A 25,855-nucleotide genomic window follows, 5' to 3' on the forward strand; every position below is an offset into this window, starting at 1 on the left:
TCGGACGCGCCCGCGCCGCCCGTGGTGAATGCCGGGTGAACCCGCCCTGGGGAGGAGCCTCGGAGCCGGTGCGCCGCTCAGCGCACCGCGGGGCGGCGGTGCAGGTACTGCACGTCGACGGCGGCGTCGGTGAAGCCGAGCGAGCGGTACAGCGCCACGGCGGAGCGGTTCTCCGCCTCGACGTAGAGGTCCGCGACGGCGCAGCCGCGCTCGAGCATCCGGGCGAGTCCCGCCCCGAGGAGCGTCCGGCCGAGTCCGCGACCGGCGGTCTCGGGGGCCACGCCGAGGACGTAGATCTCGCCCGTCGTCGACTCCGGCTCGATCTTCAGCCAGTCGTAGCCGACGAGCGCGCCGTCGGCGTCGCGGAGCAGGAGGAAGTCCCCGTCGTCGTACCAGGACTCGGCCCGGCGTGCGGCCAGGTCGTCCTCGGTGATCCGGCCCTGCTCCGGGTGCGCGGCGAAGACCCGGGCGTTGAGAGCGACCCACTCGGCCGGGTCGAGGTCGCGGCCGTCGGAGAGCGCGAAGCCCTCGGGGACGCTCACCTCCGGGGCGACGAGCGGATCGAGCGCGAGGTGCAGCAGCGTACGCACCGGCGCGAAGTCGTGCGAGGCGGCGAGGGCCCTGGCCGCCGGGTGGTCACCGTGCGCCCAGGCCAGGAGCCCGGTGCGCCCGCTCGCGAGCACCTGATCGAGGACGGCGCGGCCGAAGCCGACGCCGCGCCACTCCGGGTCCACCACGAACTCCAGCTCGCCCTGGCCGAGCACGGCGGCCGCCACCACGACGTCGGCGCGCAGGCCGACGAGGAGTGTGCGCGATCCGGCCCGCGCGTCGATCAGGGTCTGATCGCTGAACGGCGGCCGGCCGTCGAACCAGGCGGCCCGGCCGATCAGGTGCTCGAGCCCCGCGGCGACGGCGGGATCGGCCAGGTTCTCAACCGAGAGATTGAGCGACTCGTTCATTGTCCTCTTCGTACACGTTGAAGCGGTATCCGACGTTGCGGACCGTCCCGATGAGCGATTCCAGATCGCCGAGCTTGGCGCGCAGGCGCCGCACGTGCACGTCGACCGTGCGGGTGCCGCCGAAGTAGTCGTAGCCCCAGACCTCGCTGAGCAGCTGCTCGCGGGTGAAGACGCGCGACGGGTGCGTCGCGAAGAACCGCAGCAGCTCGAACTCCTTGAAGGTGAGGTCGAGCGGGCGCCCGTGCACCTTCGCGGAGTAGCTGGCCTCGTCGATCACGACGCCGGACGCCTGGATCCGCGAGGTCGACTGCTCCTGCGCGAGTCGGCCGATGACCAGCCGGATGCGGGCGTCGACCTCGGCGGGGCCCGCCGAGTCGAGGATGACGTCGTTCACGCCCCAGTCCGCCGAGACCGCGGTGAGACCGCCCTCGGTGAGGATGAGGATGAGCGGGACGTTGATCCCGGTGGTGGTCAGGATCTTGCAGAGCGACTTCGCGCTGGCCAGGTCCTGCCGGGCGTCGACGAAGATGAGGTCGCAGCTCGGGGCGTTCACGAGGTGCGCCGGCTCCGCCGGGATCTGCCGGGTCTTGTGGCTGAGCAGGCCCAGTGCGGGGAGGACCTCCGAGCCACCGGCTGAGGTCAGTATCAACAACTGCGCCACGGATCCTCCAGGATTGGTCTCCGGCAATACTAGCGGCGGGTCGGAGAGGCCGATTCCCTGGGGCACAATTGAGGGATGGGCAGGGATCGCGCGGGAGTGGCAGCGGTCTGGGTGCTCGCGCTCCTCGGCTCCGTCGTCACCCTGGTGATCGCCCCGGCCGTCTCGCAGCAGCTCTGGCTGGCGCTGACCTTCGGCGGCTGCGTCCTCGCGACCTTCGCCGTCCAGCTCGCCGTGGCGAAGGCGGACGGCTACCTGGTGCGCACGATGACGAGCGTCGTCGGCGCGATGGTCGTCGTCGCGGTCGCCAGCGGCATCGCCGCCCTCGCCTCGCTCTGATCGGGCCTCCTCCACCCCGTCGCGTCGGTGCCGCCGGATAGGATGGACTCATGCTTCTCGCCCTCGAACTCTTCTATCTCGGACTGCTCGGGCTCGCCTCCCTCGCGATCGCGTGGGTCTCCGGCGTGGTCGTCTACAAGCTCTACCGCGGCCAGCGCTAGCCGCCGCCGGAGCAGGTTTGATCTCCCTCCCCTCGGGCCTCCCGCCCGAACTCGTCCCGCTCTCCTGGCTTCTCGGCGTCTGGGAGGGATCGGGCGTCATCGACTACGCCGTCGGCGACGACTCCGTGCAGGCCGAGTTCGGCCACCGCGTGAGCTTCAGCTACGACGGCCTGCCCTACCTCAACTACAGCTCGTACACCTGGCTGCTCGAGGACGACAGCGAGGTCGGCCATCGGCCGCTCGTGAGCGAGATGGGCTACTGGCGGCTCAGCCGCCCGCTCACCGACGCCGACGCGGGCCCCGCGATGCTCCCGGGCCGCGGTGCGCCCGCGTTCCCCGACGCCGAGTCGGTCGAGACGCTGCGCAACGGGGCCGGCGGCTTCGACATCGAGGTGTCGCTGGTGCACCCCGACGGCGTCAGCGAGCTGTACCTCGGCCAGGTCAAGGGCCCGCGGATCGACCTCGCGACCGACGCCGTCATGCGCACCGCCGCCGCGAAGGACTACGCGGCCGCCACCCGCCTCTACGGCCTCGTCGACGACCACCTGCTCTGGGCGTGGGACATCGCCGCGCTCGGCCAGGGACTCCGCACCCACTCCTCCGGAAGGCTCGCCCGTGTCGAATGAGACCGCGTCCTCCGAGCGGCTGCCGATCTCCCCGCTCCTGTCTGTCTCGGGCGCCGTCGTCGGGACCAGTGCGGCCGAGCCCGGCGTCGCCGCGCACTACGGCGAGCCGTTCCGCGAGCAGCGGGCGCTCGCCGCGGGCACCGCGATCGTCGACCTCTCGGGTCGCGGCGTCGTCACCGTCACCGGTCCGGACCGCCTCACCTGGCTCGACTCGCTGACCAGCCAGGCGCTCGCCCGCCTCGCCCCCGGCGACTCGGCCGAGACTCTGCTGCTGGACCCGTCCGGGCGGATCGAGCACCTCATCCGCGTCGTCGACGACGGCGAGACCGCCTGGCTCCTCCTCGACCGCGACGAGACGCCGGGGCTCGCGGCCTGGCTCGACCGGATGCGCTTCATGCTCCGCGTCGAGATCGCCGACCGCACCGTCGAGTTCGCGACGCTCGCGACGCTCGGCGACGGCCCCGCGACCGCGCTGGCCCTCGAGCTCGCGGGGGAGTCCGGCATCAGCTGGCTCGATCCGTGGGCGCAGGTGCAGCCCGGCGGCTGGCAGTACGCCACCGCTCCCGCGCACCCCGCGGCCGGCTGGACCGCCCGCGAGACCCTCGTGCCGCGCGCGGCGCTCGACGGGCTCGAGTCCCGGACCCGCGCGGCGGGCGTGGCGCTCGCCGGCTCCGACGCCCTCGAGGCGCTCCGCATCGCCGCCTGGCGCCCGCGGCACGCGACCGAGGTCGACGACCGCTCGATCCCGCACGAGCTCGACCTGCTCCGCTCCTCGGTGCACCTGGCCAAGGGCTGCTACCGCGGTCAGGAGACGGTCGCCAAGGTGCACAACCTCGGCCACCCGCCCCGCCGCCTCGTGCTGCTGCAGCTCGACGGCTCCGACTCCGCCCTGCCCGGGCACGGCGACGTCGTCACGGCGCTCAAGGGCGGCGAGCCGGTCGAGGTCGGCACCGTCACCGCGAGCGCCTGGCACTACGAGGAGGGCCCCATCGCCCTCGCCGTCGTCAAGCGCTCGGTCCCCGTCGACCTCGAGCTCACCGTGCTGGCCGGCGAGATCCGCGTCTCCGCCGCCCAGGAGGTCGTCGTGCCGCCGGGCGCCGGCGCCGAGGCGGGAGTGCCCCGCCTGCCCCGCCTCGGGGCAGCGACCAGGTAGGCCACGCCGTGGTGGCCGCAGGACCCGCTCGGCGGGATCGGGCGGCCGCGCGGATCCGGGCGCTCGTCCGCCTCGACGACGTCCGGCCCGGCCGGGGCGTCGCGCGCGCCGTGGCGTCGCTGCCCGCGGTGCTGCAGATCGTCCTCGCGGCGATCCTCGCCTACTCCGTCTCGCGCTTCGTCTTCGGGCACCCCGCCCCGGTGCTGTCGCTGACGGCGACCATCTCGAGCCTGGGCATCGCGCGCGACACCCGGCCGAAGCAGGTCGCCGAGACCGCGATCGGCATGCTGATCGGGATCACCGCGAGCGAGGTGCTGCTGCTGCTCTGGGGCACCGGTGTCTGGCAGCTGGCCGTGGTGCTCGCGATCGTCTTCACCGTGGGGCGGGCGCTCTCGCCGTCGCCCGGCTTCGCGGTGGCGGCCGGTACGCAGGCGATGCTGGTGATGATCCTGCCCGCGCCCGACGGGGGAGTGTTCACCCGGAGCCTCGACGGGCTGGTCGGCGGACTCGCCGCGCTGCTGTGCACCGCGATCGTGCCGCGCAACCCGCTCCGGGCGGCGCGCGCCGAGGCTCGGCGGCTGGTGTCGGCACTGGCGGAGACGATCGACGCGCTCGCCGACGCGCTCCGCCGGGGCGATCAGGCGGCCTCCGCGGCGGCGCTCGAGCGCGTCCGCGGCACGCAGCCGGTGATCGACGGCTGGACGGCCGCCCTCGACTCGGCGATCGGCGTCGCGCGGATCTCGCCGTTCGTCCGGCGGCACCGCGCGGAGCTGGAGCGGCAGCGCACGATGCTCGCCGCGCTCGACCTCGCGACCCGCAACCTCCGCATCGTCGCGCGGCGCACCGACTTCCTGGTCGGCGACGCCGTGCCGCGGCCGGCGCTCGCCGACGTGGTCGCGGACGTCGGCCCGGGGATCGCGCTGATCGGCCGGGCCGTCACCGAGCCCGCCGTGCTCGCGCTCGCGCGTCAGGACCTCGTGCTGCTCGCGACGACCCTCGACCCGCAGGCGCTGATCCCCGAGGCGCGGCTGGCGGAGAAGACGCTGCTGGTCATCCTCCGCCCGCTCGTCGTCGACCTGCTGACGGCGACCGGGGCGAGCTCGGCCGAGGCGAGAGCCGCGCTGCCCGAGCTCGCCTGACCGGCCGGGCTCCTCCGGGGCTCACGCGTTGGTGGCGTCCTGCACCTCGCCCACGAGCTCCTCGATGATGTCCTCGAGGAAGAGGACACCGGTGGTGCGGCCCTCGGCGTCGACCACCCGGGCGAGGTGCGCGCCGGTGCGCCGGAGCGCGGCGAGCGCGTCCTCCAGCTCGTCGCCGGCCGAGACCGCGGCGAGCCGGCGGATCCGCTTGCGCGGCACCGGCACCTCGGTCGCGTCGAGGTCGGAGACGTCCTTGAGGTGCAGGTAGCCGCCGGGCAGGCCGTCGCCGTCCGCGAGCAGATAGCGGGAGTAGCCGTGCTCGGCCACTGCGCGGCGCACGTCCGCGGGCGTGGCCTCGGCGGGCAGCAGCACCATCCGCTCGAGCGGGACCGCGACGTCCGCGACCCGCTTGGTCGTGAACTCGAACGCCGCCGTGACGGTGCCGGAGGCGTCGACCAGCACGCCCTCGCGGGTCGACTGGCGGACGATCGCGGCGACCTCATCCAGCGTGAAGGCGCTGGTCGCCTCGTCCTTCGGCTCCACCCGCACCAGGCGGAGGATGCCGTTGGCGACCGCGTTCAGCGACCAGATCACCGGCTTCACGAGGCGCGAGACCAGCACGAGCGGCGGAGCGAGGAGCAGCGCGGCCCGGGTCGGCACCGAGAACGCCAGGTTCTTCGGGACCATCTCGCCGAACACGACGTGCAGGAAGGTGACGAGCAGCAGCGCGGCGACGAACGCGATCACGCCGATCGCCTCCGCGGACAGCGCCGTGAAGCCCAGCGGGACCTCGAGCAGGTGGTGGATCGCCGGCTCGGAGACGTTGAGGATCACCAGCGAGCAGACGGTGATGCCCAGCTGGCTCGTCGCGAGCATCAGGGTGGCGTGCTCCATCGCCCACAGGGTGGTCTTCGCCGCGCGGCTGCCCGCATCGGCCCGCGGCTCGATCTGCGAGCGGCGAGCGGAGATGACGGCGAACTCGGCGCCGACGAAGAAGGCGTTGACGATCAGCAGGACCACGAGCCAGGCGATCCCCGGCAGGTACTCACTCATGGGCGGCCCCCTCGGCTCGGAGGGCGGCGACGCCGACGGCATCGCCTCCGTCGGTCTCGTCTCCGGCAGCGGACGGGGTGAAGCGGACGCGGTCGACGCGGTGGGCGGCGACGCGGTCGACCCGCAGCACGCCGCCGGCCACGGCGACCTCGTCGCCGAGCTCGGGCACGCGCCCCAGCGTCGAGGCGAGGAAGCCCGCGACCGTGTCGTAGTCCTCGCCCTCGGGCACCACGGCGCCGAGGCGCTCCGCGACCTCGTCGGGGCGCAGCTCGCCGCCGAAGGTCGCCGAGCGGCCGGAGCGGACGACGCCGGCGCGGCTGCGGTCGTGCTCGTCCTCCAGTTCGCCGACGATCTCCTCGACGAGGTCCTCGAGCGTCACGACCCCCGCGGTCCCGCCGTACTCGTCGACGACGACCGCGATCGCGAGGCCGCTGCCGCGCAGGGGAGCGAGCAGGGCGTCGGCGCGTGCGGTCTCGGGGACGCGCATCGGCGCGATCATCAGGGACTCGGCCGTCACCCGGGCACGCTGCTCCGGCTCGAGCGCGAACGCGTGCTTGACGTGCAGGACGCCGCGGACGTCGTCGGAGTCGCGGCCGATGACGGGGAAGCGCGAGAACCCGGTGCGGTTCGCGAGCCGGACCACGTCCTCCGCGGTGCTCGCGAGCGGGACGGAGGCCATCCGGACCCGCGGCGTCATCACGTCGGCGACGCTGCGGCTCGAGAAGCGGAGCGTGCGGTGCAGCAGGTCCGCGTGGTCGCTGTCGAGCGTGCCCTCGAGCACCGAGCGGCGCACCAGCGAGCCGAGCTCGTCGGCGCTGCGGGCGCCCGAGAGCTCCTCCTTGGGCTCGATGCCCATGGCGCGGATCAGGGCGTTGGCCGTGTTGTTGAAGAGCCGGATCACGGGCTTGAAGACCGTGGTGAAGAGGATCTGGAACGGCACGACGACCTGCGCCGTCTTCAGCGGCAGCGCCAGCGCGAAGTTCTTGGGAACCAGCTCGCCGATCACCATCGAGAAAACGGTCGCCAGCAGGACGCCGACGACCGTGCCGATGCCCGGCACGATCTCGGCCGGGATCCCGAGCGAGCGCAGCGGGTCGCCGAGCAGCGAGCTGATCGCGGGCTCGAAGGTGTAGCCGGTGAGCAGCGTGGTGAGGGTGATGCCCAGCTGCGCGCCGGAGAGATGGGTGGAGGTGATCCGCAGGGCGGAGATCGTCGGGTCGAGGCGCTTCTCACCGCGGGCGCGGCGCTCCTCCAGCTCGTTGCGGTCGAGGTTGACCAGCGCGAACTCGGAGGCGACGAAGAGACCGGTGCCGACGGTGAGGAGCAGTCCGATGACGATGCCGAGCCATTCAGGCACCCGCGGCACCGCCGATCAGGGTCGAGGTCGGTGCGGCGGAGGAGGGAGCAGTGCCCGAGGGTTCAGGGGGAGGGTCGTCCATGGGGCACGAGGGTAGCGGGCGTGAATATGAGAATGCTCACAGTGACGGGGCTGGGCCGAGCGGAGCCACTGCGTCCCACGCGACGGTCACCTCCCCGAGACGCCACCGCCGCCGCCCGCCGAGGATCGGCCACTTACCCCGCAGCGACTCGACGGCGGCGATCCAGCGCTGCGTCGGCCCGTAGACGGCGAGCGGGGCGGCGTGCAGCCAGGCCCGCTCCAGCGCCAGCAGGAACGCGTGGACCGGCTCGCCCGCGACGTTGCGGTGGATCAGCGCCTTCGGCAGCCGCTCCGCCGCGATCATCGGCGAGGGCACGGCGCCGAGCCGGAGCGACAGGGTGAGCGAGCGGGGCCCCTCGCGGCCGATCTCGATCCAGGTGCAGATCCGGCCGATCTCGTCGCAGGTCCCCTCCACCAGCACGCCGTCGGGGGTCAGTCGGTCGGTCATCGTCCGCCACGCCTCCGCGACCGCCGACTCGTCGTACTGCCGGAGGACGTTGAAGGCGCGGATCACGCTCGCCCGCTGCCGTCCGGGCAGGGGGACCTCGAAGCCGCCGCGCTCGAAGCGCACCCGGGCGTCGGCCGGGAAGGCGGTGCCCCCTTCACGGACCCGCTGCAGCTGCCGTCGCGCGGTCTCGACACGGGCCGGCTCGATCTCGAAGCCGACCACGTCGACGCCGGGTGCTGCGCGGACGAGGCGGCGGTGCAGCTCGAGCGTGGTGACCGCGCTCGCACCGAAGCCGAGGTCGACGACGACGGGCTCCGGAGTCGTGCGCAGCGCCGGCAGCTCGGCCAGCCGGCGGTCGACCCGGCGGAGGCGGTTCGTGCCCGTCGTGCCGCGGGTGACGGCTCCGATCGGCATGGTCTCCAGCGTATCCGGGGGCGCAGGGGCCGCCTCTAAGCTGGACGCATGTCCGAGACCTACACCCTCATCCTCGTGCGCCACGGCAACAGCGAGTGGAACCAGAAGAACCTGTTCACCGGCTGGGTCGACGTGCGGCTGACCGAGCAGGGCGTCGCGGAGGCGACTCGCGCCGGCGAGCTGCTGGTCGAGGCGGAGCTGCACCCCGACGTCGTGTACACCTCCCGCCAGACGCGCGCGATCCAGACCGCGAACATCGCGCTCGAGAAGGCCGACCGCCTGTGGATCGACGTGAAGCGCTCCTGGCGCCTCAACGAGCGCCACTACGGCGCGCTGCAGGGCAAGGACAAGGCGCAGACCCTCGCCGAGTACGGCCCCGAGCAGTTCATGACCTGGCGCCGCTCGTTCGACGTGCCGCCGCCCCCCATCGACGACGAGGACCAGTACTCGCAGGCGCACGACGAGCGCTACGCCGAGCTCGGCGACGACCTGCCCCGCACCGAGTCGCTCAAGCTCGTGATCGAGCGGATGCTGCCCTACTGGGAGTCGGACATCAAGCCGGATCTCGCCTCGGGCAAGACCGTCATGATCACCGCGCACGGCAACTCGCTGCGCGCGCTGGTGAAGACCCTCGACGGCATCTCCGACTCGGACATCGCCGAGCTGAACATCCCGACCGGCATCCCCCTCGTCTACACCCTCGACGAGAACTTCGAGCCGATCGGCGAGGCCCGCTACCTCGACCCCGAGGCCGCCGCCGCCGGCGCCGCCGCCGTCGCCGCCCAGGGCGCCAAGAAGTAGCCCGCCTTCTCGCACCCCCGCACGGCCCGCCGGAGTCCCCCTCCCGCGGGCCGTCCGCGTCCGTCCCCTCGCACGCTGGTCGAGGAGCCGCGGCACGCGGCGTACCGAGACCCCGCCCGTGCGGCGGCGGATCTCGATACGCCCGCTGCGCGCGCTACTCGATCAGCATGGACGACCCGGGTCGCGGAACGCGCCCCCTGTATGCCGCGACGACTCGATCAGCGTGGACGCGAGAGCCAGGTCGCGGAACGCGCCCCTCGCATGCTGGTCGAGTAGCCGCGGCACGCGGCGTATCGAGACCCCGATTCCGTACGGCGGCGGATCTCGATACGCCCGCTGCGCGCGCTACTCGATCACCCTGGACGGCCCGGGTCGCGGTACGCGCCCGTTGCACGCCGGCGCGACTCGATCAGCACGAACGGAGGCACTCGCTCACCGACGCCCGGGCGCGGACAGTCGAGACCAGCCGCCCCCTGCAAGGCGAACGGACGAATCGCGTGCCAGCGATTCGTCATAGCCGTTCGCACCCCGCTCTGCGAAACGCGCCCACGCGACCTGCCGACCGCGGTCGATATCGCGCTCCGCGCGACATCGACAAATAGGTTCAGCCCCAGTCGCCCGAGATCAGGTACTGGACCTTCTTCGCGATGGACACCGCGTGGTCGGCGAAGCGCTCGTGGTAGCGGCTGGCGAGGGTGGCGTCGACGGTGTCGGCGGCCTGGCCCTTCCAGGCCTCGCTGAGCACCTTGTCGAAGACGCTGACGTGCAGCTCGTCGATCTTGTCGTCCTCGTCGCGGATCTCCTCGGCGATGCGGGGGTCCTGGGTGCGCAGCAGCTCGGTGAGCTTGTGCGCGACGACGACGTCGAGGCGGCCCATCTCGACGAAGGTCGGGCGGAGCGACTTCGGCACGACCTTGTCGGGGAAGCGGTAGCGGGAGAGCTGGGCGATGTGCTCGGCGATGTCGCCCATCCGCTCGAGCGAGGCGCTGATCCGCAGCGCGGACACGACGGTCCGCAGGTCGCGGGCGACGGGGCCCTGGCGGGCGAGGATGTCGATCGCGAGCTCGTCGAGGCTGATGGCCAGCTCGTCGATGCGGGCGTCGCTGGCGATGACCTCCTCGGCGAGGGACACGTCGGAGTGGTTGAACGCCTGGGTCGCCTTCTCGATCGCGATCTCGACGAGTCCGGAGATCTCGACGAGCCGATCCTGGACCTCGGCCAGCTCCTGCTGGAAAACTTCGCGCATCTTCTTCTCGACCCTCTCTGCGGCACGCACGGAGACCGGTGCCGATCCGCGCCGCGCACGGCGCTGCGACTGCACCAGTCCGGCGCAGGCGCAGCCATGATGACCACGGCAGGTTAACGAACGGTGCCGAGCGTTTGAACAGTACTCGACCCGCGACCCGTCGCCGGGCATCCGGTAGGGAGACGCGCGGTGGATGGATAGCCTGGGAGCGTGGATCCGGGCCTGATCGTCGTGCTGTCGCTCGTTCTCGGCATCGTCCTCGGGATCGTCCTCACCAGTGTCGTCACCCTCGCCGCGCGCCAGGGCCGGATCGCCGCGGAGGTCGTCACCGTCGGCCTGCCCGAGGGGATCGGCGCCATCATCGACGCCGTCGGCGCTCCCGCCTTCGTGACCGACCCCTCCCACAACGTGCTGAAGGCGTCCGCCCGCGCGATCTCGCTCGGCCTCGTCTCCCAGGACACGCTCCTCCATCCGGACCTCGTCGCGATCGTCGACCGGGTGCGCCGCTTCGGCGACGACATCGAGCAGGACCTGGAGCTGGCGACGAGCCCGCTCTCGGACGCCGCGGTCACCCTCGTCGTGCACGCCACGCGGCTCGGCTCCCGCTTCGTCCTCGTCCTCGCCGAGGATCACACCGAGGCCCGCAGGCTGGAGGCGGTCCGCCGCGACTTCGTCGCCAACATCTCGCACGAGCTGAAGACGCCGATCGGCGCCGTCGGCCTGCTCGCCGAGGCCCTCGACTCCGCTGCCGACGACCCGAAGCAGGTCCGCCGGTTCGCGCACCGCCTCACCCAGGAGTCGCACCGCCTCGCGAAGATCACCCGCGAGATCATCGAGCTCTCCCGCCTGCAGTCGGCGGACGTCGCCGGCTCCGCCGAGGTCGTCCGCGTCGACGACATCGTGGTCGCCGCGCTCGAGACGACGCACGTGATGGCGGAGTCGCACGACGTCACTCTCGTCAAGGGCGGGATGAAGAAGGCGTACGTCGCCGGCCAGGAGAAGATGCTCGTCTCGGCGCTGCACAATCTGCTGGCCAACGCCATCCAGTACTCCCCGCCCGGCTCCCGCGTCGGGATCGGCGTCCGCTCCACCGGCGGCGTCGTCGAGATCGCCGTCACCGACCAGGGCATCGGCATCCCCGAGGAGGACCTCGACCGCGTCTTCGAGCGCTTCTACCGCGTCGACCAGGCCCGCTCCCGCCACACCGGCGGCACCGGGCTCGGCCTCAGCATCGTCAAGCACGCCGTGCAGAACCACGGCGGCGACGTCCGCGTCTGGTCCAAGCCGGGCCGCGGCAGCACCTTCACCATCCGACTCCCCGAAGTAGACCCGGCCAGGACGCCCTTCGCGTCCGCCGCCCCGATAGGAGACACCGCGTGACCAGCATCCTGCTCGTCGAGGACGAGAGCGCCCTCAGCGAGCCGCTCAGCTACCTGCTCGAACGCGAGGGCTACGACGTCACCGTCGCCGAGGACGGCCTGCGCGCCGTCGCCGCCTTCGACGAGGGCGAGTACGACCTGATCCTGCTCGACCTCATGCTCCCCGGCATGCCCGGCACCGAGGTGTGCCGCGAGATCCGCACCCGCTCCGCGATCCCGATCATCATGGTCACCGCGAAGGACTCCGAGGTGGACATCGTCGTCGGACTCGAGCTCGGTGCGGACGACTACGTCACCAAGCCGTACTCGACCCGCGAGCTGCTCGCCCGCATCCGCGCCGTCCTCCGGCGCCGCACCGAGGACCCGGGGGAGGAGCGCATCGTCGTCGCCGGCCCCGTCCGCATGGACATCGAGCGCCACACCGTCGAGGTCGACGGCGTCGAGACCCCGATGCCGCTCAAGGAGTTCGAGCTCCTCGAGATGCTGCTCCGCAACGCCGGCCGCGTCCTCACCCGCGGCCAGCTGATCGACCGCGTCTGGGGCAGCGACTACTTCGGCGACACCAAGACCCTCGACGTCCACGTCAAGCGCATCCGCTCCAAGATCGAGAAGACGCCCAAGGAGCCGGTCCTCCTAGTGACCGTCCGCGGCCTCGGCTACCGCTTCGACGCCTGATCGCGGGGCCTGGCGGAGGCGTCTGCGGCGTTGTCGTCGGTTGCGATACCGCCGGAGCACATGCTGGTCGAGTAGCCGCCGCAGGCGGCGTATCGAGACCTACCGGAGCAGAGCGAGCAGTGCCGACGGGTCGTCGCTGCGCGACGAGATGTCAGGGAGGCCGCCGCTGTGCGGGTGGGTGGGTCTCGATACGCCCCTGCGGGGCTACTCGACCAGCATGCGCGCGGGCGGCCCTTCCCCGTGGACCCGCCCGCCGGAACGACGAAGGGCCGCCCACCGAGGTGGACGGCCCTTCGCGGAAGCGGGTGCTACTCGGCCGGGGCGTCGACGCCGGGCTGCACGGTCGGGGTGGGCAGCGCCGTCTGCGCCGGGTTCGGCGTGGGCGTGAGGGTCGGGCTGGCCGACGGGGCCGGGGTCAGCGTCGCGTAGGCCTCGAGGGCGTTCGTCAGGATCGGGACGAGCAGCTCCTCGCCCTCCTCCGAGCCGTACTGGAAGTAGACGGGGAACAGACTGCCGGGGATCGTGTCGAGGCCCTCCATGGTGACCGACTCGGTGCTGCCCGGGCGGACCTCCGTGCGACCGGGGACCGCGTCCACCGTGTCGCTGGTGCGGCCCGTGCTCGCCTCGTACTGCACCTCGACGCTCACCGTCTCGTCGGTGTCGTTGACCAGGGAGACGACCAGCGTGCCGGTCTCGCCGTCCTCGGAGATGATCATCGCGTTGCGGATGGCGAGATCACCGATCGTCGCACCCACTCCGTCGCTCGGGTCGTAGATGGCCCGCGTCGCCTGCGGGGCGACCAGGTTGCAGCCGGCGGTGGCGAACGCGACGCCGACCGCGAGAACGACGGATGCAGCGATGCGCGCCTTCACGGGTTCCTCCAGATCATCGGCTCCGCCCGCCCCGGACAGGGCGGAATCGAGGTGCAGGAGCCGGAAAAAGACTAGCGCAGCCTCGTCGGCGTCCCGGCCGGGCTGCCCCCTCCTCCCGGCCGCTGCTACTGTGACCGGCGGCGAAAGGACGTCCCGTTGAACACCGTCTCCGGATCGGCGCCGACCGCGGCCGTCGTGATCGTCGCCGCCGGCAGCGGCACCCGTCTCGGGCGCGAGCTCCCCAAGGCCTACGTCGAGTGCGCCGGCGTCACGATCCTCGAGCGCAGCCTCCGCACGGTCCTCACCCTCGCCGAGCCGGTCCAGGTCGTCGTCGTCGCACCGGAGTCCCTCGTCGAGGAGACCGCCGCGCTCTGCCGCCGCGCCGCCGGGTCCGCCGTCGAGGTCCTCGTCACCGCCGGCGGATCGATCCGCCAGGAGTCCGTCGCCCGCGGGCTCGCCCTCCTGCACCCGGGAGTCGCCACCGTCCTCGTGCACGACGCCGCCCGGGCCCTCACACCCGTCGCGCAGTTCGAGCGCGTCCTCGCGGCCGTCCGCTCAACCGGCGGCGGCGCGATCCCGGGCCTGCCCGTCACCGACACCATCAAGCTGGTCGGTGCCGACGCGGTGATCCTCGACACGGTCGACCGCTCGCAGCTCGCCGCCGTGCAGACGCCCCAGGGCTTCCCCCGCCGCCTGCTCGACGAGGCCTACGCGGCCGCCGGCCGGGAGTTCACCGACGACGCCGCCCTCCTCGCCGCTCACGGCCGCGGCTCCGTCGTCGTCCCCGGCGATCCGCTCGCCTTCAAGATCACCACGCCCTGGGACCTCGCCCGCGCGGAGCAGCTGCTCGCGCCGCCGCTATCGTCCGCGGTGCCGCGCGTCGGCATCGGCACCGACGTGCACGCCTTCGACGACGCGTCGCCGCTCTGGCTCGCCGGACTGCACTGGCCGGGTGAGCGCGGACTCTCCGGGCACAGCGACGGCGACCCCGTCGCGCACGCGATCTGCGACGCGCTGCTCGCCGCGGCGAACCTCGGCGACATCGGCTCCCGCTTCGGCACGGACGACCCGCGGTTCCAGGACGCGCACGGCGAGGTCTTCCTCCGCGCCACCCGCGAGCTCGTCGAGGCGGCCGGCTTCACGATCGGCAACGTCTCGGTCCAGCTGATCGGCAACCGCCCGAAGTTCTCCCCGCGGCGGGACGAGGCCCAGCAGCTGCTGTCCGCGCTCCTCGGCGCCCCGGTCAGCGTCGCCGCGACGACCTCGGACGCGCTCGGCTTCACCGGGCGCGGGGAGGGGGTCGCTGCGACGGCCACGGCGCTCGTCCTCCCCACTCCCGGATCCGCGCACTGATCCACCGCGCCAGCCCGCCGCCCGGCCGCGCCCGCCCCGCCCGGTAAACTCGCGGCGTGACTCTGCGACTGCACGACTCGAAGGCCCAGGCCCTCGTCGACTTCGTCCCCCTCCGCGAGAACGAGGTCGGGATGTACGTCTGCGGACCCACGGTGCAGTCGTCGCCGCACATCGGGCACCTGCGCTCCGCCCTGGTCTACGACCAGCTGCGCCGCTGGCTGGCCTACCGCGGCTACCGGGTCACGCTCGTCCGCAACGTCACCGACATCGACGACAAGATCCTCGCGATCGCCGAGCAGGCCCGCCGCGCGGCCGGCGAGGGCGAGCCCTCGGAGCAGTGGTGGGCGCTCGCCTACCGGGTCGAGCTCGAGTTCACCGCCGCCTACTCCGCGCTCGGCATCCTGCCGCCCACCTACGAGCCGCGCGCGACGGCGAGCATCGCCGAGATGGTCGCGCTCGTGCAGCGCCTGATCGAGCTGGGCCACGCCTACCCCGCTCCCGACGACTCCGGCGACGTCTACTTCGACACCCGCTCCTGGCCGGATTACGGCGTGCTCACGCACCAGCGCCTCGAGAGCATGGAGGCGGCGACCGACGCCGACCCGCGCGGCAAGCGCGACCCGCACGACTTCGCGCTGTGGAAGGGCATGAAGCCCGACGAGCCCGAGTCCGCCTCCTGGGCCTCGCCCTGGGGGAGGGGCCGGCCCGGCTGGCACATCGAGTGCTCCGCCATGTCGACCAAGTACCTCGGCACCCAGTTCGACATCCACGGCGGCGGGCTCGACCTGCGCTTCCCGCACCACGAGAACGAGCTCGCCCAGTCGAGTGCCGCGGGCCACGCCTTCGCCAGCTACTGGCTGCACAACGGCCTCGTGTCGGTCACCGGGCAGAAGATGAGCAAGTCGCTCGGCAACTCCGTCTTCGCCTCCGAGCTGCTCGACTCCGCCCGCCCGCTGGTCGTCCGCTACTACCTCGGCTCGGCGCACTACCGCTCGACGCTCGAGTTCCACGACGGCGCGCTCGAGGAGGCCGAGGCGGCGCTCGAGCGGATCGAGGGCTTCCTCGACCGCAGCCGACGGCGCCTCGAGGGCACCCGCTTCGCCGCCGTCGGCGAGCCGGTCGTGCCCGACGAGTTCGCCGAGGCGATGGACGACGACCTCTCGGTCCCGCAGGCCATCGGCGTCCTGCACGAGACCGTGCGGGCCGGCAACGCCGCTCTCGACGCGGAGGACCTCGGCACGGTGTCCGCGCTGCGCACCCAGGTCCTCGCCATGGCGTCGGTCCTCGGCATCGACCCGGAGGCCCCCGAGTGGGCGCGCTCCGACGACGAGCCCACCTACCGGGCCCTCACCGTGCTCGTCGACCGCCTGGTCGCCGAGCGGCAGACCGCGCGCGAGCAGCGCGACTGGGCGGCCGCCGACCGCATCCGAACCGATCTCGCTGCTGCGGGAATCACGATCGAAGACACCCAGACGGGTGCGCATTGGAGTCTCGATGGCGAATAAGCCCGGCCGCCCAGGAGCGGTCCGCAAGAAGAGCAAGGGCAAGGCCGTCGGTTCCGGCGGTCAGGGCCGTCAGGCCCTCGAGGGCAAGAAGCCCACGCCCAAGGCCGAGGACCGGCCGTACCACCCCGCGGGCAAGGCGAAGCTGGCGCGCGAGCGCTTCGTCGCCGCCGGCGGCAAGGGCCGACCCGGAGCGGCGCTGAACGGCGCGGCCCGCGGCCAGGGCCGTCCGGCCCCGTCGCGGAAGCCCAAGAGCGGCGACGAGTCCGAGATGGTCACCGGCCGCAACTCGGTCCTCGAGGTGCTGCGCGCCAAGATCCCCGCGACGACGCTCTACCTCGCGACGCGCATCGAGATGGACGACCGGGTCAAGGAGGCGCTCAAGCTCGCCACCGCCCGCGGCATCCCCGTCCTCGAGGTCATGCGCCCGGAGCTCGACCGCCTCGCCGGCCCGGACTCCGTGCACCAGGGCCTCGTGCTCAAGGTCCCGCCGTACGAGTACGCGCACCCGAGCGACCTGCTCGAGCGCAGTGTCTCCCGCGGCGTCGTCCCGCTGTTCGTCGCGCTCGACGGCATCACCGACCCGCGCAACCTCGGCGCGATCATCCGCTCCGTCGCCGCCTTCGGCGGGCAGGGCGTCATCGTGCCGCAGCGCCGCTCGGTCGGCCTCAACTCGGCGGCCTGGAAGACCTCGGCCGGAGCCGCCGCGCGCGTGCCCGTCGCGATGGCGTCCAACCTCACCGCGATGATCAAGGACTACAAGCGCGACGGCGTCTTCGTCATCGGCCTCGACGGCGACGGCGACACCATGCTCCCCGGCCTCGAGCTCGCCGACCGCCCACTGCTCGTCGTCGTCGGCAGCGAGGGCAAGGGCCTCTCGCGCCTCGTCACCGAGCAGTGCGACGCCGTCGTCTCCATCCCGATCAGCGCCGCGACCGAATCGCTCAACGCCGGCATCGCGGCGTCGGTCGCGCTCTACGAGATCTCCAAACTCCGCGCCGCCTCCGCCTAGCACGGGCAGCGCGGGCGCCGGCACGGCGATCTGCGGCGTTGTCGTCGGGCGCGATACCGCCGGTATCGCTTCCTCCTCCGCCTTGCAGCTCACCGCGCCGGCACCCGCGCTGACGCCGGGGGAGGAGCAGGGGGGCGCCGCCTGCGGCGAGCGGCGGCTGAGGGGCGCCGCCTTCGGCGAGCGGCGGCTGAGGGCGCCGCCTTCGGCGAGCGAAGGCTGAGGGGCGCCGCCTGCGGCGAGCGGGGGAGCATGCTGATCGGCTAGCGCCGAGCAAGGGGCGCTTCATGCTGATCGAGGAGGCCGCGGAGCGGGCGTATCGAGATCCGCGTCCGCAGCCGCCGCAGACGATGAAGGGCTCGTGCCGGATCCGGGATCCGCACGAGCCCTCCGGCGTGCCGGGTCAGACGTTCTTCATCCAGTCGACGTCGGCGTCCTCGTCGGTCAGCTCGGCGTCACCCGCGCCGTCGATGACCAGGTTCGGCAGGGTGATCGCCTCGGTCGGCGGCGCGATGATGGTCGCCTCGTCGCGGCGGTGGCGCAGGATGTCGTTCACGTAGGCGGTGACCGCCTCCGCCAGCGGCACGTCGCGTGCCTGCTGCTGCGACATGAACCAGCGGTGCTCGAGCAGCTGGTGGAACATCTCCGCCGGCTCCAGCCGCCCCTTGAGGTCGCGCGGGATCGAGCGGATGACCGGCTCGAACACCTGCGCGAGCCACTCGTGGGCGACCATCTCCTCGTCCAGCCCCTGCTTGTCGTAGGTGGCGGTGTAGGAGTCGAGGTCGTTCAGCAGGCGGCGCGCCTGGTTCTCCTGGGCATCCAGCCCGGTCAGCCGCAGCAGGCGGCGCTGGTGGTGACCCGCGTCGACGACCTTCGGCTGGATCCGCACGGTCGAGCCCGCCTCGTCGGTCTTGATCGCGAGCTCCTCGATGTCGAAGCCCAGCTCGTTGAGCCGGTTCACCCGGTCGTTGATGCGCCAGCGCTCGGAGGTCGAGAACGACTCCGCCCCGGTCAGCTCCTTCCAGAGACTGCGGTACGCCGCGACGATGCCGTCGGACACCGTGATCGGGTCGAGGTCGTCGTCGACGCGCCCGCCCGCCTCGAGGTCCAGCAGCTCGCCGGCGATGTTGACCCGGGCGATCTCGAGGTCGTTCTCGCGCTGGCCGTTGGAGAGTCCGCCCGAGTAGAGCTGCCCGGTCTCCGCGTCCACGAGGTACGCCGCGAAGGCGCCCGCGTCGCGCCGGAACAGCGTGTTCGAGAGCGAGACATCGCCCCAGAAGAAGCCGATGACGTGCAGGCGCACCAGCAGCAGCGCCAGTGCGTCGACGAGGCGCGTGGCCGTGTCGGGACGCAACGTCTGCGAGAACAGCGCGCGGTAGGGGAGCGAGAACTTGAGGTGCCGGGTGACCAGCACGGCGGGCAGCTCGTCGCCCTCGTCGTCGGTGCGGTTCGTGATCACGGCGCCCGGCACGACGCACGGGACGTCGAGCCGCTGCAGGGTCTTGAGCATCTCGTACTCGCGCCGCGACATCTCCGCCGTCGTCTCCTTCACGGCGACGACGTGGCCGGAGAGGTGCGCGAAGCGGACCGTGTGCCGCGAGATGCCCTTGGGCAGCGCGGCGATGTACTCGTCGGGCCAGTCGTTCAGCCGCAGGTTCCACGGCAGGTCGAGGAGGGCGGGATCGACCGTGGCCGAGGTGATGTTCAGGGAGCCGGACATGGCGCGCCGTTCGTGTCGGGAGTCGGACGGTGGAGGGGCCCGGACGAACGCTGCCGCCGCCTCGGAGGAGACGACGGCAGCGTGTGCGCGGGGGCGGAGCCTAGGAGAGGCGCAGTCCCGACTCGCCGTCGAAGATGTGCACGCGGTGGTTCGCGGTCACGTAGACGCGGTCGCCCGCGGTCGGGTGCACGCGGCCGTCGACGCGCGCGACGATGTCGGTGCGGCGACCCTCGACCTCGGTGTGGCCGTAGAGGTAGCCGTCCGAGCCGAGCTCCTCGATCAGGTCGACCTCGATCGGCAGGCCACCGGGCTGGGTCGAGACGGTGACGTCCTCGGGGCGCACGCCGAGCGTGACGACCTTCTGGGTGGTCTTCGCGAGCGCCTCGCGGGCGATCGGGAGGACCGTGTCGCCGAACTTGACGCCGCCGTCGGTGACGTCCGCGTGGAACAGGTTCATCGCGGGCGAGCCGATGAAGCCGGCCACGAAGACGTTGTTCGGGTTCTCGTAGAGGTCGCGGGGCGTGCCGACCTGCTGGAGCAGTCCGTCCTTGAGGACCGCGATGCGGTCGCCCATGGTGAGCGCCTCGGTCTGGTCGTGGGTGACGTAGACGGTGGTGATGCCCAGGCGGCGCTGGAGCGTGCCGATCTGCGTGCGGGTCTGGACGCGGAGCTTGGCGTCGAGGTTCGACAGCGGCTCGTCCATGAGGAACACCTGCGGCTTGCGGACGATGGCGCGACCCATCGCGACGCGCTGACGCTGGCCACCGGAGAGGGCCTTCGGCTTGCGGTTGAGGTAGGGCTCGAGGTCGAGCATCTTCGCGGCCTCGAGGACCCGCGCGGCGCGCTCGTCCTTGTTGATGCCGGCGATCTTGAGCGCGAAGCCCATGTTCTCGGCGACCGACATGTGCGGGTAGAGCGCGTAGTTCTGGAAGACCATCGCGATGTCGCGGTCCTTCGGCGGAACGTCCGTGACGTTGCGGTCGCCGATCAGGATGCGGCCCTCGTTGACCTCTTCGAGGCCGGCGAGCATGCGCAGGGAGGTGGACTTGCCGCAGCCCGAGGGGCCGACGAGGACGAGGAACTCGCCGTCTCCGACCTCGAGGTTCAGCTTGTCGACCGAGGCACGCGTGGCCCCGGGGTAGACGCGGGACGCGTTGTCATAGGTTACGGACGCCATTGTTCTTGCTCCTTCACCGGCAGGTACGTGCCGGACGATCCGAGTGAATGGAAGTGACGGTCGTCGTCGCGTGGGCGACTCCGACCAACCGTCACAGTATGCCACGGAGCGCCGGAGCGGGGAGCCGGGGCCCGATGCCGGGCGCCGGGGGCCTGCGGTATCCGTCGTTTGGAGGTTTCCCAGGGCTCGCGCGTAGGATTCCGGCGAGTCGCAGCCCGGCGGCACTTCCTCTCTCATTCGGAGCGTTCTTGTCATGACCATCGGCGGAGCCAACGACCGTCTCTCGAAGAACCAGCGTCGAGAGGCCGCGCGCGAGAAGGCCCGTCGACTCCGCGAGCAGCAGAAGCGCCGCGACCGCGTCAGCCGCTTCGCCCTGCAGGGCGGACTCGCGATCGTCGTGATCGCCATCGTCGCGGTCGTCGTCTTCGCCGTCACCTCGAGCATCCGCCCCGCCGGCCCCGGCCCCGCCAACATGGCGAGCGACGGCGTCCTCATCACCGAGGGCCTCGTCGCCTCGACCACCCCGGCGATCCCGGCCGACGGCACCCCGACCCCGAGCGTGCTCGACACCTCCACGGGCACCGTCGACATCCGGGTGTACCTCGACTACCTCTGCCCCTACTGCGGCCAGTTCGAGCAGACCAACGGCGACCAGATCAAGGAGTGGGTCACCAGCGGTGCCGCCACGGTCGAGATCCACCCGATCGCCATCCTGACCACCCGCTCGAACGGCACCAAGTACTCGGAGCGCGCGGCCAACGCCGCGGCCTGCGTCGCCGACCGGTCGCCCGACTCCTTCTTCGACTTCAATGCGGCGCTGTTCGCCGATCAGCCGGCGGAGGGCACCGACGGCCTCTCCGACGACCAGCTCAAGCAGGCCGCCGCCGACGCGGGTGTCGAGGACACCGCCGTGGTGAACTCCTGCATCGACGACCAGTCCTTCGTCAGCTGGGTGCGCGCGGCCACGGAGCGCGCCACCTCCGGCCCGCTGCCGGGCACCGAGGTCGCCTCCGTCTCGGGCACGCCGACGGTCCTCGTCAACGGGGAGGCGTACACCGGCTCGCTGACCGACGCGGACGCCTTCAGCTCGTTCGTGCTCTCGGCCGCCGCCGACACCTACTCCTCGGCCACGCCGACCCCCACGCCCGCCGCGGGCTAGGTCGCGGACCCGCCGAGGCGGGTCGGAGCACACGAAGGGCCCCGGGAGACCGGGGCCCTTCGTCGTGCACCTCGGGAGGCCTGAGCCCGGTCACTGCAGGGGGAGGCGCTGCGGGAGGAGGACGCCCGCGATCGCGCGACAGCCGATTCCGCGCCTCCGCGTCGGCCGCTCGCTCTCGTGGATAGGCTCACCCGATCTCACCGGGGGGCCGCCATGACCACGCCGCCGATCGTCGCGCCGGCGACCGCCAGGACACCGATCTTCGAGGGCGTCCAGGCCCTGCGCTTCGTCGCGGCTCTGCTCGTCGTCATCACGCACGCCACGTTCTACGCGCACGAGCGCCTCGACGACTCGATCACCGTCTGGAACGGCGCCGCCGCGGGTGTCGACGTCTTCTTCGTCGTCTCCGGCTTCGTGATGGCGGTCACCGCGGGTCCCTTCGCGGTGCGGGGCGGCTGGCGGTTCTTCGCCGTCCGCCGCGTGATCCGGATCGTCCCGCTGTACTGGGTCGCCACGACCCTCAAGATCGCGTCGATCCTCGTCCTGCCCGGGGCCGTGCTGCACGCCGCCCTCACTCCGTGGACGGGAGTCGCGTCCTACCTCTTCCTGCCCGCCCGCAATCCCGACGGCGCGGTGGAGCCGCTCCTCGGCGTCGGGTGGACCCTCACGTTCGAGACGGCCTTCTACGCGGTCTTCGCCCTCGGGCTGCTCCTGCGGCGGAACGTCCTCGTGTTCGCGTCGACGGTCGTGCTCGTCGTCGCGTCCGGCCATCTCCTCCGCCCGGCCGAGGACTGGCCGGCCTGGGCGGTCTACTTCGACCCGCTCGTCCTGTACTTCGCGATCGGGATGGCGATCGGGAGGATCGCCGGGCTTCCGCGCGCGCGTCGCGGCCTGCTCCTCGCGCTGGGCGCCGCCGCCGCGTTCACCGTCGTCGCGGCACTCGCACCGGAGGGGATCTCCTGGCAGCGCGACGCGCTCTTCCGGAAGGGGATCGTCGCCGCCTCGTTCGTCGCGGTGGTCCTGGCCGAACCGCTCTTCCGGCGGCTCGCGTCGCGTCGTGGCGCGGATCGCGTCCTCCGGCGACCGCTGCTCGCACTGGGCGAGGCGTCCTACAGCCTGTACCTCTTCCATCCCCTGATCGGGCCGGTCGCGCCCGCCGTCCTGGCACTGATCGGCCTGCGAGCGGGAGCCCTCTCCGTGGTCGGCACGATCGCCGTCTCGCTGGTCGCCGGGATCGTGATCCACCGCTGGGTCGAGAGGCCGCTCACGCGGAGGCTGCGAGGACTACCGTACGCCGGACTGCCGCCGGACGGCCGGACGCGGCAGGCAGTCGCGTCGGAGCGGGCGGCCGATCGAGCGCTCACGAGATCGCCTCGGAGCCGACGACGGGACTTGAACCCGTAACCGCCCGATTACAAGTCGGGTGAAATGTGTCTCTGGTGGCTTGTTTTGCGCCCCTGCTGGTGTGTATGTTGTCTCTAGCGACGCACAGCACCCCCTAGCGGTGGGTAGCTAAGGCTTCACGACTCGGCTCGCGTTGGCTACAACCAAAAAGGCCCCAGATCCTGGCAGATCTGAGGCCCGATCCACCCCCTGATGCAACAGGAGAAGGACATGAAGAAGCGTACACACGCGCCCTACAGAAGACCTCAGCACACCGGAGTACTCGGCGGCATGTGGGCCGCCCACGACAGAAGAGTGGCCGGGAGCAACGGCGCTCCCTAACCCTTCCCCCTAGGAGGAACGCATGCCCAGGTCAACGCGAGGCAAGGGTGAGGGCGCCCTCTTCAAGGACGCACGCGGCTACTGGACCGCTACCGTCGAGCTCCCGCAGCGCGACGGTAAGCGGCGCCGTAAGACTGTTCGCGCGCGTGACAAAGACACGGCGAAGAACATGCTGATCGCTCTCACGAAGGATCTCCACGACAACGGCGACCTGGCGACCACGGATCAGACCGTGGGGCAGTGGTTCGACTACTGGTTCCGCGCCATAGTCCAACCCGACGTCCGCCCTAAGACGGCCGAGGGTTACCGGACCATCACGTACAACCACGTCATCCCCACCATCGGCAGCGTCCGCCTTTCAAAGGTGAGCGCCCGCACCATCCGGCTCGTTACGGACAGGGTCACTTCACCCGTCCACAGCGCAGGCAAGGACAAGCCGCTGCGTGCACTTTCCTCCACGTACGCGTTGCAGGTGCACCGCGTCATCTCGATCGCCCTCGAAGCGGCTGTCCGTGAAAAGCGGATCACCTCTAACCCGGCGAAGACGATGAATGCGCCACGCAAGCAGCTGACCAAGCTCGATGTCCTGACGCTCCCTGAGTCCGTTGAAGCCATGAAGCTGTTCATCGCAGACGAGAGGTACGGCACGCGCTGGGCTACTGCGCTCCTCACCGGCGCCCGCCGCGGCGAGGTACTCGGGCTCGAAGTCGACCGCATCGGTGACTCGCTCGACCTCTCCTGGCAGCTACAGCGCATGCTCTTCGAGCACGGGTGCGCCAGGATGGATGACGGCAATCACTCATGCAGGTGGACACGTGCGGCCGAGTGCCCCGAGCGGAAGATTGTCGTACCCGCGGACTACGAGTACCGACCCGCTGGAGGCGGACTCTACCTTACGCGCCCTAAGTCGCGCGCCGGCTGGCGAGTCGTTCCCCTCGTTGAGCCCCTGAAGACTCTGCTCGAGCGCCACATGGAAAACAACCCGCCGGTCAACGGCATGGTCTTCACACGCGCCGGCAAGCCCGTCCACCCGGACTACGACTCGAAGCTCTGGAACGAGTGGATGAAAGCGAACATGAAGAAGCGCACGGTGCGACTTCACGATTTGCGACACTCGACCGCCGACCTGCTCTACCTGGCGGGCATCCCGGAAGACTTGATCTCCGAGATCCTGGGCCACTCCACGCGAGCGATGAGCCGAGCCTACAAGTCGAAGGGCAACGATCTCCGGCTTCGTCAGGCCATGGCGAGCATGTCTGCCATGTTCGACATCCCGGCTGTCGAGAAGCGGCCCGCCGTCGAGGCTTAGGCCTCGTCACCGAGTCGTCGCACCGCACCTTCCACGATCGCCTCTGGAGAGGTCTCGAGCGCGCGCGCGAGCGAGAACAGTTGCGCGACGTAGACGGCGCTCTTGCCCGCCATGATCCGCTGCATCGTCGTCGCGTTGATGCCGGTTGCCTCGACCAGCTGTGCCTGGTTCAGCCGCTTCCCCTTGTACCGAGCAACCAACTCGTCTGCCATGGCGCGGTTGACGGGGTCGATCTCTTCGAGGGGCATGCAGACAGGCTAGCGAAAGAAATCTTCCCCTGGCGACAGATTTTCTGCCCCAGCCCCTTGTATCTGTCTCTAGCGGCAGATAATGTGTCTCTCATGACAAGAAGAACTGCCACCGGATCGGTCGCTCAGCGCGTTGCTGACGCGATCGTTCGCTCCGGGGCCACCACTGCAAGTGTTGCAGCAGCCACCGACATGGACCCTCGGGACCTTGAAGCCCGCCTCTACGGAGACGTCGACTTCTCGTTTCCCGAGGTGCGCCGTGTCGGTGGCTTTTTGCGTTGCTCCACTGCCGAACTCTTCCGAGGAGCCACAGCATGACCCAGCCCGCACCCTCCACCAAGCCGGCCCTCGCGTACAACTACGCAGAGCTCGCCGCAGCCGCCGGATGCTCCATCGACATGGTCGAGAGAGCGGCGAAGGCTGGCCGACTCGTTGTCTCGCGCATTGGCACCAAGCCGGTCGTGGAAGTCGACGAAGCCAAGCGTTGGATCAAGTCGCTTCCCAAGGACAAGCGCGCCACCGAGGTCGCATCATGAGCGCCGTCGACGTGCCGCGCGCATTCTCCGCCGCGGATGCCGAGCGCCTCTCGAGCCGTATCGGGCTGAAGCTCGACTCTATGGCGGACACATTCGCCGGCGTCCTGCCCCTCATTCGTGAAGCAATCGAGCGCGACGTGTACGCGCTTCTCGGCTACGCAAGCCACGGCGCCTATGTGTCGGACCGCTTCGGCGATTCGCTCGCCAAGCTCGGTGTAGACATGCGCCGCGAAGTCGTCCGCGAGCTGACCGAGGCTGGTTTGAGCCAGCGCGCCATTGCTCCGGTGTTTGGCGTATCGCAGCCGATGATCGCGAAGGATGTCCGGGCGATCGAGGCGTCTGAGGTGATAACCCGGTTATCACCTGCCGATGAGCCGGCGTTCGACCCGACGCCCACTCTCCCGCCGTCGCAGTACGACTGGGTCGAGCCGGGAGCCCCTGACTTCGACCCGACGACCGGCGAGGTCATCGTGGACGTGGAGCCCGAGCCGGAGCCCGTTCGCGTGGTCACTGGCCTCGACGGCAAGTCCTATCCGCAACAGGCGCCGACCGAGCCGCGTCGCCGCTCTCTCGTGGATGACGCGTACACCGCCTCCCGCGACTTGTGGAAGGTGCTCGAGCGCATTCGATCTATCACTTCCGACGACCGCTTCAACCGAAACAAGGCCGACATCCGCGCTGCCCTACAGCCCGGAGTCGACCTCGCCCGTGAGGTCTTCGCAGACCTCGGCATCGAACCCAACGAAAGGTAACGAC

General features: G+C 71.2%; 25 protein-coding genes. 15 read left to right on the forward strand and 10 right to left on the reverse strand.

What is annotated here, in order from left to right:
- Positions 1-77 precede the first annotated feature (77 nt).
- Both mshD and EDF22_RS02900 read right to left on the reverse strand, forming a co-directional pair.
- The gene (gene mshD / locus EDF22_RS02895; protein ID WP_123702235.1) at positions 78-959 is read right to left on the reverse strand and encodes a mycothiol synthase; all 882 of its coding nucleotides are present in this window, start codon (positions 957-959) and stop codon (positions 78-80) included.
- Positions 931-1,620: a winged helix-turn-helix domain-containing protein gene (locus EDF22_RS02900; RefSeq protein WP_123445147.1), complete on the reverse strand. Its 690-nt coding sequence runs from the start codon at positions 1,618-1,620 to the stop codon at positions 931-933. Before EDF22_RS02900 ends, mshD begins: the two co-directional genes overlap by 29 nt.
- Before the next feature lie 75 nt (positions 1,621-1,695).
- On the opposite strand from EDF22_RS02900, the gene EDF22_RS02905 reads away from it, so the two are divergent.
- The 4 genes from EDF22_RS02905 (at position 1,696) to EDF22_RS02920 (ending at position 5,035) form a co-directional block, all read left to right on the forward strand.
- Positions 1,696-1,956 (forward strand): hypothetical protein, encoded by a 261-nt coding sequence (locus EDF22_RS02905; RefSeq protein WP_133960548.1) that lies wholly within the window; start codon positions 1,696-1,698, stop codon positions 1,954-1,956.
- Between the two features lie 178 nt (positions 1,957-2,134).
- Positions 2,135-2,743: an FABP family protein gene (locus tag EDF22_RS02910; RefSeq protein ID WP_123702239.1), complete on the forward strand. Its 609-nt coding sequence runs from the start codon at positions 2,135-2,137 to the stop codon at positions 2,741-2,743.
- The gene (locus tag EDF22_RS02915; protein ID WP_397460132.1) at positions 2,733-3,896 is read left to right on the forward strand and encodes a folate-binding protein YgfZ; all 1,164 of its coding nucleotides are present in this window, start codon (positions 2,733-2,735) and stop codon (positions 3,894-3,896) included. The genes EDF22_RS02910 and EDF22_RS02915 overlap by 11 nt, the downstream gene beginning before the upstream one ends.
- 8 nt (positions 3,897-3,904) lie before the next feature.
- Complete coding sequence (locus EDF22_RS02920; RefSeq protein WP_123702241.1) at positions 3,905-5,035, forward strand: aromatic acid exporter family protein; 1,131 nt, start codon at positions 3,905-3,907, stop codon at positions 5,033-5,035.
- A 21-nt stretch (positions 5,036-5,056) separates the two neighbouring features.
- On the opposite strand, the gene EDF22_RS02925 is transcribed toward EDF22_RS02920, so the two are convergent.
- From EDF22_RS02925 to EDF22_RS02935, 3 genes are all read right to left on the reverse strand, one after another.
- Positions 5,057-6,088 carry a hemolysin family protein gene (locus EDF22_RS02925; RefSeq protein WP_123704651.1) on the reverse strand — a complete coding sequence of 344 codons (1,032 nt, stop codon included), beginning with the start codon at positions 6,086-6,088 and terminating at the stop codon, positions 5,057-5,059.
- Complete coding sequence (locus tag EDF22_RS02930) at positions 6,081-7,445, reverse strand: hemolysin family protein (protein ID WP_123704653.1); 1,365 nt, start codon at positions 7,443-7,445, stop codon at positions 6,081-6,083. Before EDF22_RS02930 ends, EDF22_RS02925 begins: the two co-directional genes overlap by 8 nt.
- A gap of 118 nt (positions 7,446-7,563) precedes the next feature.
- Entirely contained in the window at positions 7,564-8,388 is an 825-nt protein-coding gene (locus tag EDF22_RS02935; RefSeq protein ID WP_123702243.1) for a class I SAM-dependent methyltransferase, read from the reverse strand.
- A 48-nt stretch (positions 8,389-8,436) separates the two neighbouring features.
- On the opposite strand from EDF22_RS02935, the gene EDF22_RS02940 reads away from it, so the two are divergent.
- Complete coding sequence (locus EDF22_RS02940; protein WP_123702245.1) at positions 8,437-9,189, forward strand: phosphoglyceromutase; 753 nt, start codon at positions 8,437-8,439, stop codon at positions 9,187-9,189.
- A 604-nt stretch (positions 9,190-9,793) separates the two neighbouring features.
- On the opposite strand, the gene phoU is transcribed toward EDF22_RS02940, so the two are convergent.
- Complete coding sequence (phoU, locus tag EDF22_RS02945; protein WP_123702247.1) at positions 9,794-10,435, reverse strand: phosphate signaling complex protein PhoU; 642 nt, start codon at positions 10,433-10,435, stop codon at positions 9,794-9,796.
- A 210-nt stretch (positions 10,436-10,645) separates the two neighbouring features.
- Between phoU and EDF22_RS02950 the strand changes: the two genes are divergently transcribed.
- Positions 10,646-11,815, forward strand: a complete 1,170-nt coding sequence (locus EDF22_RS02950) for a cell wall metabolism sensor histidine kinase WalK (protein WP_123702249.1) — start codon at positions 10,646-10,648, stop codon at positions 11,813-11,815.
- Positions 11,812-12,489: a response regulator transcription factor gene (locus tag EDF22_RS02955; protein ID WP_123445154.1), complete on the forward strand. Its 678-nt coding sequence runs from the start codon at positions 11,812-11,814 to the stop codon at positions 12,487-12,489. The genes EDF22_RS02950 and EDF22_RS02955 overlap by 4 nt, the downstream gene beginning before the upstream one ends.
- A 308-nt stretch (positions 12,490-12,797) precedes the next feature.
- On the opposite strand, the gene EDF22_RS02960 is transcribed toward EDF22_RS02955, so the two are convergent.
- Positions 12,798-13,361 carry a hypothetical protein gene (locus EDF22_RS02960; RefSeq protein WP_123445155.1) on the reverse strand — a complete coding sequence of 188 codons (564 nt, stop codon included), beginning with the start codon at positions 13,359-13,361 and terminating at the stop codon, positions 12,798-12,800.
- Positions 13,362-13,517: 156 nt separating this feature from the next.
- Between EDF22_RS02960 and ispD the strand changes: the two genes are divergently transcribed.
- Genes ispD through rlmB form a run of 3 tightly spaced genes read left to right on the forward strand, consistent with a single transcriptional unit; the run spans position 13,518 to position 17,228 of the window.
- Positions 13,518-14,714 (forward strand): 2-C-methyl-D-erythritol 4-phosphate cytidylyltransferase, encoded by a 1,197-nt coding sequence (gene ispD, locus EDF22_RS02965; RefSeq protein WP_123702251.1) that lies wholly within the window; start codon positions 13,518-13,520, stop codon positions 14,712-14,714.
- Between the two features lie 56 nt (positions 14,715-14,770).
- Positions 14,771-16,219 (forward strand): cysteine--tRNA ligase, encoded by a 1,449-nt coding sequence (gene cysS / locus EDF22_RS02970; RefSeq protein WP_123702253.1) that lies wholly within the window; start codon positions 14,771-14,773, stop codon positions 16,217-16,219.
- Positions 16,209-17,228 carry a 23S rRNA (guanosine(2251)-2'-O)-methyltransferase RlmB gene (rlmB, locus tag EDF22_RS02975; protein WP_123702255.1) on the forward strand — a complete coding sequence of 340 codons (1,020 nt, stop codon included), beginning with the start codon at positions 16,209-16,211 and terminating at the stop codon, positions 17,226-17,228. The genes cysS and rlmB overlap by 11 nt, the downstream gene beginning before the upstream one ends.
- A 400-nt stretch (positions 17,229-17,628) precedes the next feature.
- On the opposite strand, the gene EDF22_RS02980 is transcribed toward rlmB, so the two are convergent.
- Positions 17,629-18,945 carry a DUF4032 domain-containing protein gene (locus EDF22_RS02980; RefSeq protein WP_123445159.1) on the reverse strand — a complete coding sequence of 439 codons (1,317 nt, stop codon included), beginning with the start codon at positions 18,943-18,945 and terminating at the stop codon, positions 17,629-17,631.
- A gap of 100 nt (positions 18,946-19,045) precedes the next feature.
- Positions 19,046-20,122, reverse strand: a complete 1,077-nt coding sequence (locus EDF22_RS02985; protein WP_123702257.1) for an ABC transporter ATP-binding protein — start codon at positions 20,120-20,122, stop codon at positions 19,046-19,048.
- Between the two features lie 253 nt (positions 20,123-20,375).
- Between EDF22_RS02985 and EDF22_RS02990 the strand changes: the two genes are divergently transcribed.
- The 3 genes from EDF22_RS02990 (at position 20,376) to EDF22_RS03000 (ending at position 24,315) form a co-directional block, all read left to right on the forward strand.
- A complete protein-coding gene (locus EDF22_RS02990) occupies positions 20,376-21,281 on the forward strand; it encodes a thioredoxin domain-containing protein (protein WP_123702259.1) in 906 nt (301 codons plus the stop codon).
- Positions 21,282-21,494: 213 nt separating this feature from the next.
- On the forward strand, positions 21,495-22,685 hold the full coding sequence (locus EDF22_RS02995) for an acyltransferase (RefSeq protein ID WP_123702261.1): 1,191 nt from the start codon (positions 21,495-21,497) through the stop codon (positions 22,683-22,685).
- A gap of 343 nt (positions 22,686-23,028) precedes the next feature.
- Positions 23,029-24,315 carry a tyrosine-type recombinase/integrase gene (locus tag EDF22_RS03000; protein WP_123702263.1) on the forward strand — a complete coding sequence of 429 codons (1,287 nt, stop codon included), beginning with the start codon at positions 23,029-23,031 and terminating at the stop codon, positions 24,313-24,315.
- Here EDF22_RS03000 and EDF22_RS03005 read toward each other — a convergent pair.
- Entirely contained in the window at positions 24,312-24,563 is a 252-nt protein-coding gene (locus EDF22_RS03005) for a helix-turn-helix domain-containing protein (protein WP_123702265.1), read from the reverse strand. The genes EDF22_RS03000 and EDF22_RS03005 overlap by 4 nt on opposite strands.
- 314 nt (positions 24,564-24,877) lie before the next feature.
- On the opposite strand from EDF22_RS03005, the gene EDF22_RS03010 reads away from it, so the two are divergent.
- Positions 24,878-25,099, forward strand: a complete 222-nt coding sequence (locus EDF22_RS03010) for a hypothetical protein (RefSeq protein ID WP_123702267.1) — start codon at positions 24,878-24,880, stop codon at positions 25,097-25,099.
- Positions 25,096-25,851, forward strand: coding sequence for a hypothetical protein (locus EDF22_RS03015; RefSeq protein ID WP_123702269.1), 756 nt, complete (start codon positions 25,096-25,098; stop codon positions 25,849-25,851). Before EDF22_RS03010 ends, EDF22_RS03015 begins: the two co-directional genes overlap by 4 nt.
- Positions 25,852-25,855: the final 4 nt, after the last annotated feature.

The sequence above is a fragment of the Rathayibacter sp. PhB127 genome (genome assembly GCF_003751665.1).
In the GTDB taxonomy this organism is placed as follows: Bacteria; Actinomycetota; Actinomycetes; order Actinomycetales; family Microbacteriaceae; genus Rathayibacter; species Rathayibacter festucae.

Coding starts and splice junctions, on each gene's coding strand:
- mshD (WP_123702235.1), bottom strand. CDS start 959: ATGAACGAGTCGCTCAATCTCTCGGTTGAGAACCTGGCCGATCCCGCC.
- EDF22_RS02905 (WP_133960548.1), top strand. CDS start 1,696: ATGGGCAGGGATCGCGCGGGAGTGGCAGCGGTCTGGGTGCTCGCGCTC.
- EDF22_RS02925 (WP_123704651.1), bottom strand. CDS start 6,088: ATGAGTGAGTACCTGCCGGGGATCGCCTGGCTCGTGGTCCTGCTGATC.
- EDF22_RS02935 (WP_123702243.1), bottom strand. CDS start 8,388: ATGCCGATCGGAGCCGTCACCCGCGGCACGACGGGCACGAACCGCCTC.
- EDF22_RS02940 (WP_123702245.1), top strand. CDS start 8,437: ATGTCCGAGACCTACACCCTCATCCTCGTGCGCCACGGCAACAGCGAG.
- phoU (WP_123702247.1), bottom strand. CDS start 10,435: ATGCGCGAAGTTTTCCAGCAGGAGCTGGCCGAGGTCCAGGATCGGCTC.
- rlmB (WP_123702255.1), top strand. CDS start 16,209: ATGGCGAATAAGCCCGGCCGCCCAGGAGCGGTCCGCAAGAAGAGCAAG.
- EDF22_RS02980 (WP_123445159.1), bottom strand. CDS start 18,945: ATGTCCGGCTCCCTGAACATCACCTCGGCCACGGTCGATCCCGCCCTC.
- EDF22_RS02985 (WP_123702257.1), bottom strand. CDS start 20,122: ATGGCGTCCGTAACCTATGACAACGCGTCCCGCGTCTACCCCGGGGCC.
- EDF22_RS02990 (WP_123702259.1), top strand. CDS start 20,376: ATGACCATCGGCGGAGCCAACGACCGTCTCTCGAAGAACCAGCGTCGA.
- EDF22_RS02995 (WP_123702261.1), top strand. CDS start 21,495: ATGACCACGCCGCCGATCGTCGCGCCGGCGACCGCCAGGACACCGATC.
- EDF22_RS03000 (WP_123702263.1), top strand. CDS start 23,029: ATGCCCAGGTCAACGCGAGGCAAGGGTGAGGGCGCCCTCTTCAAGGAC.
- EDF22_RS03005 (WP_123702265.1), bottom strand. CDS start 24,563: ATGCCCCTCGAAGAGATCGACCCCGTCAACCGCGCCATGGCAGACGAG.
- EDF22_RS03010 (WP_123702267.1), top strand. CDS start 24,878: ATGACCCAGCCCGCACCCTCCACCAAGCCGGCCCTCGCGTACAACTAC.
- EDF22_RS03015 (WP_123702269.1), top strand. CDS start 25,096: ATGAGCGCCGTCGACGTGCCGCGCGCATTCTCCGCCGCGGATGCCGAG.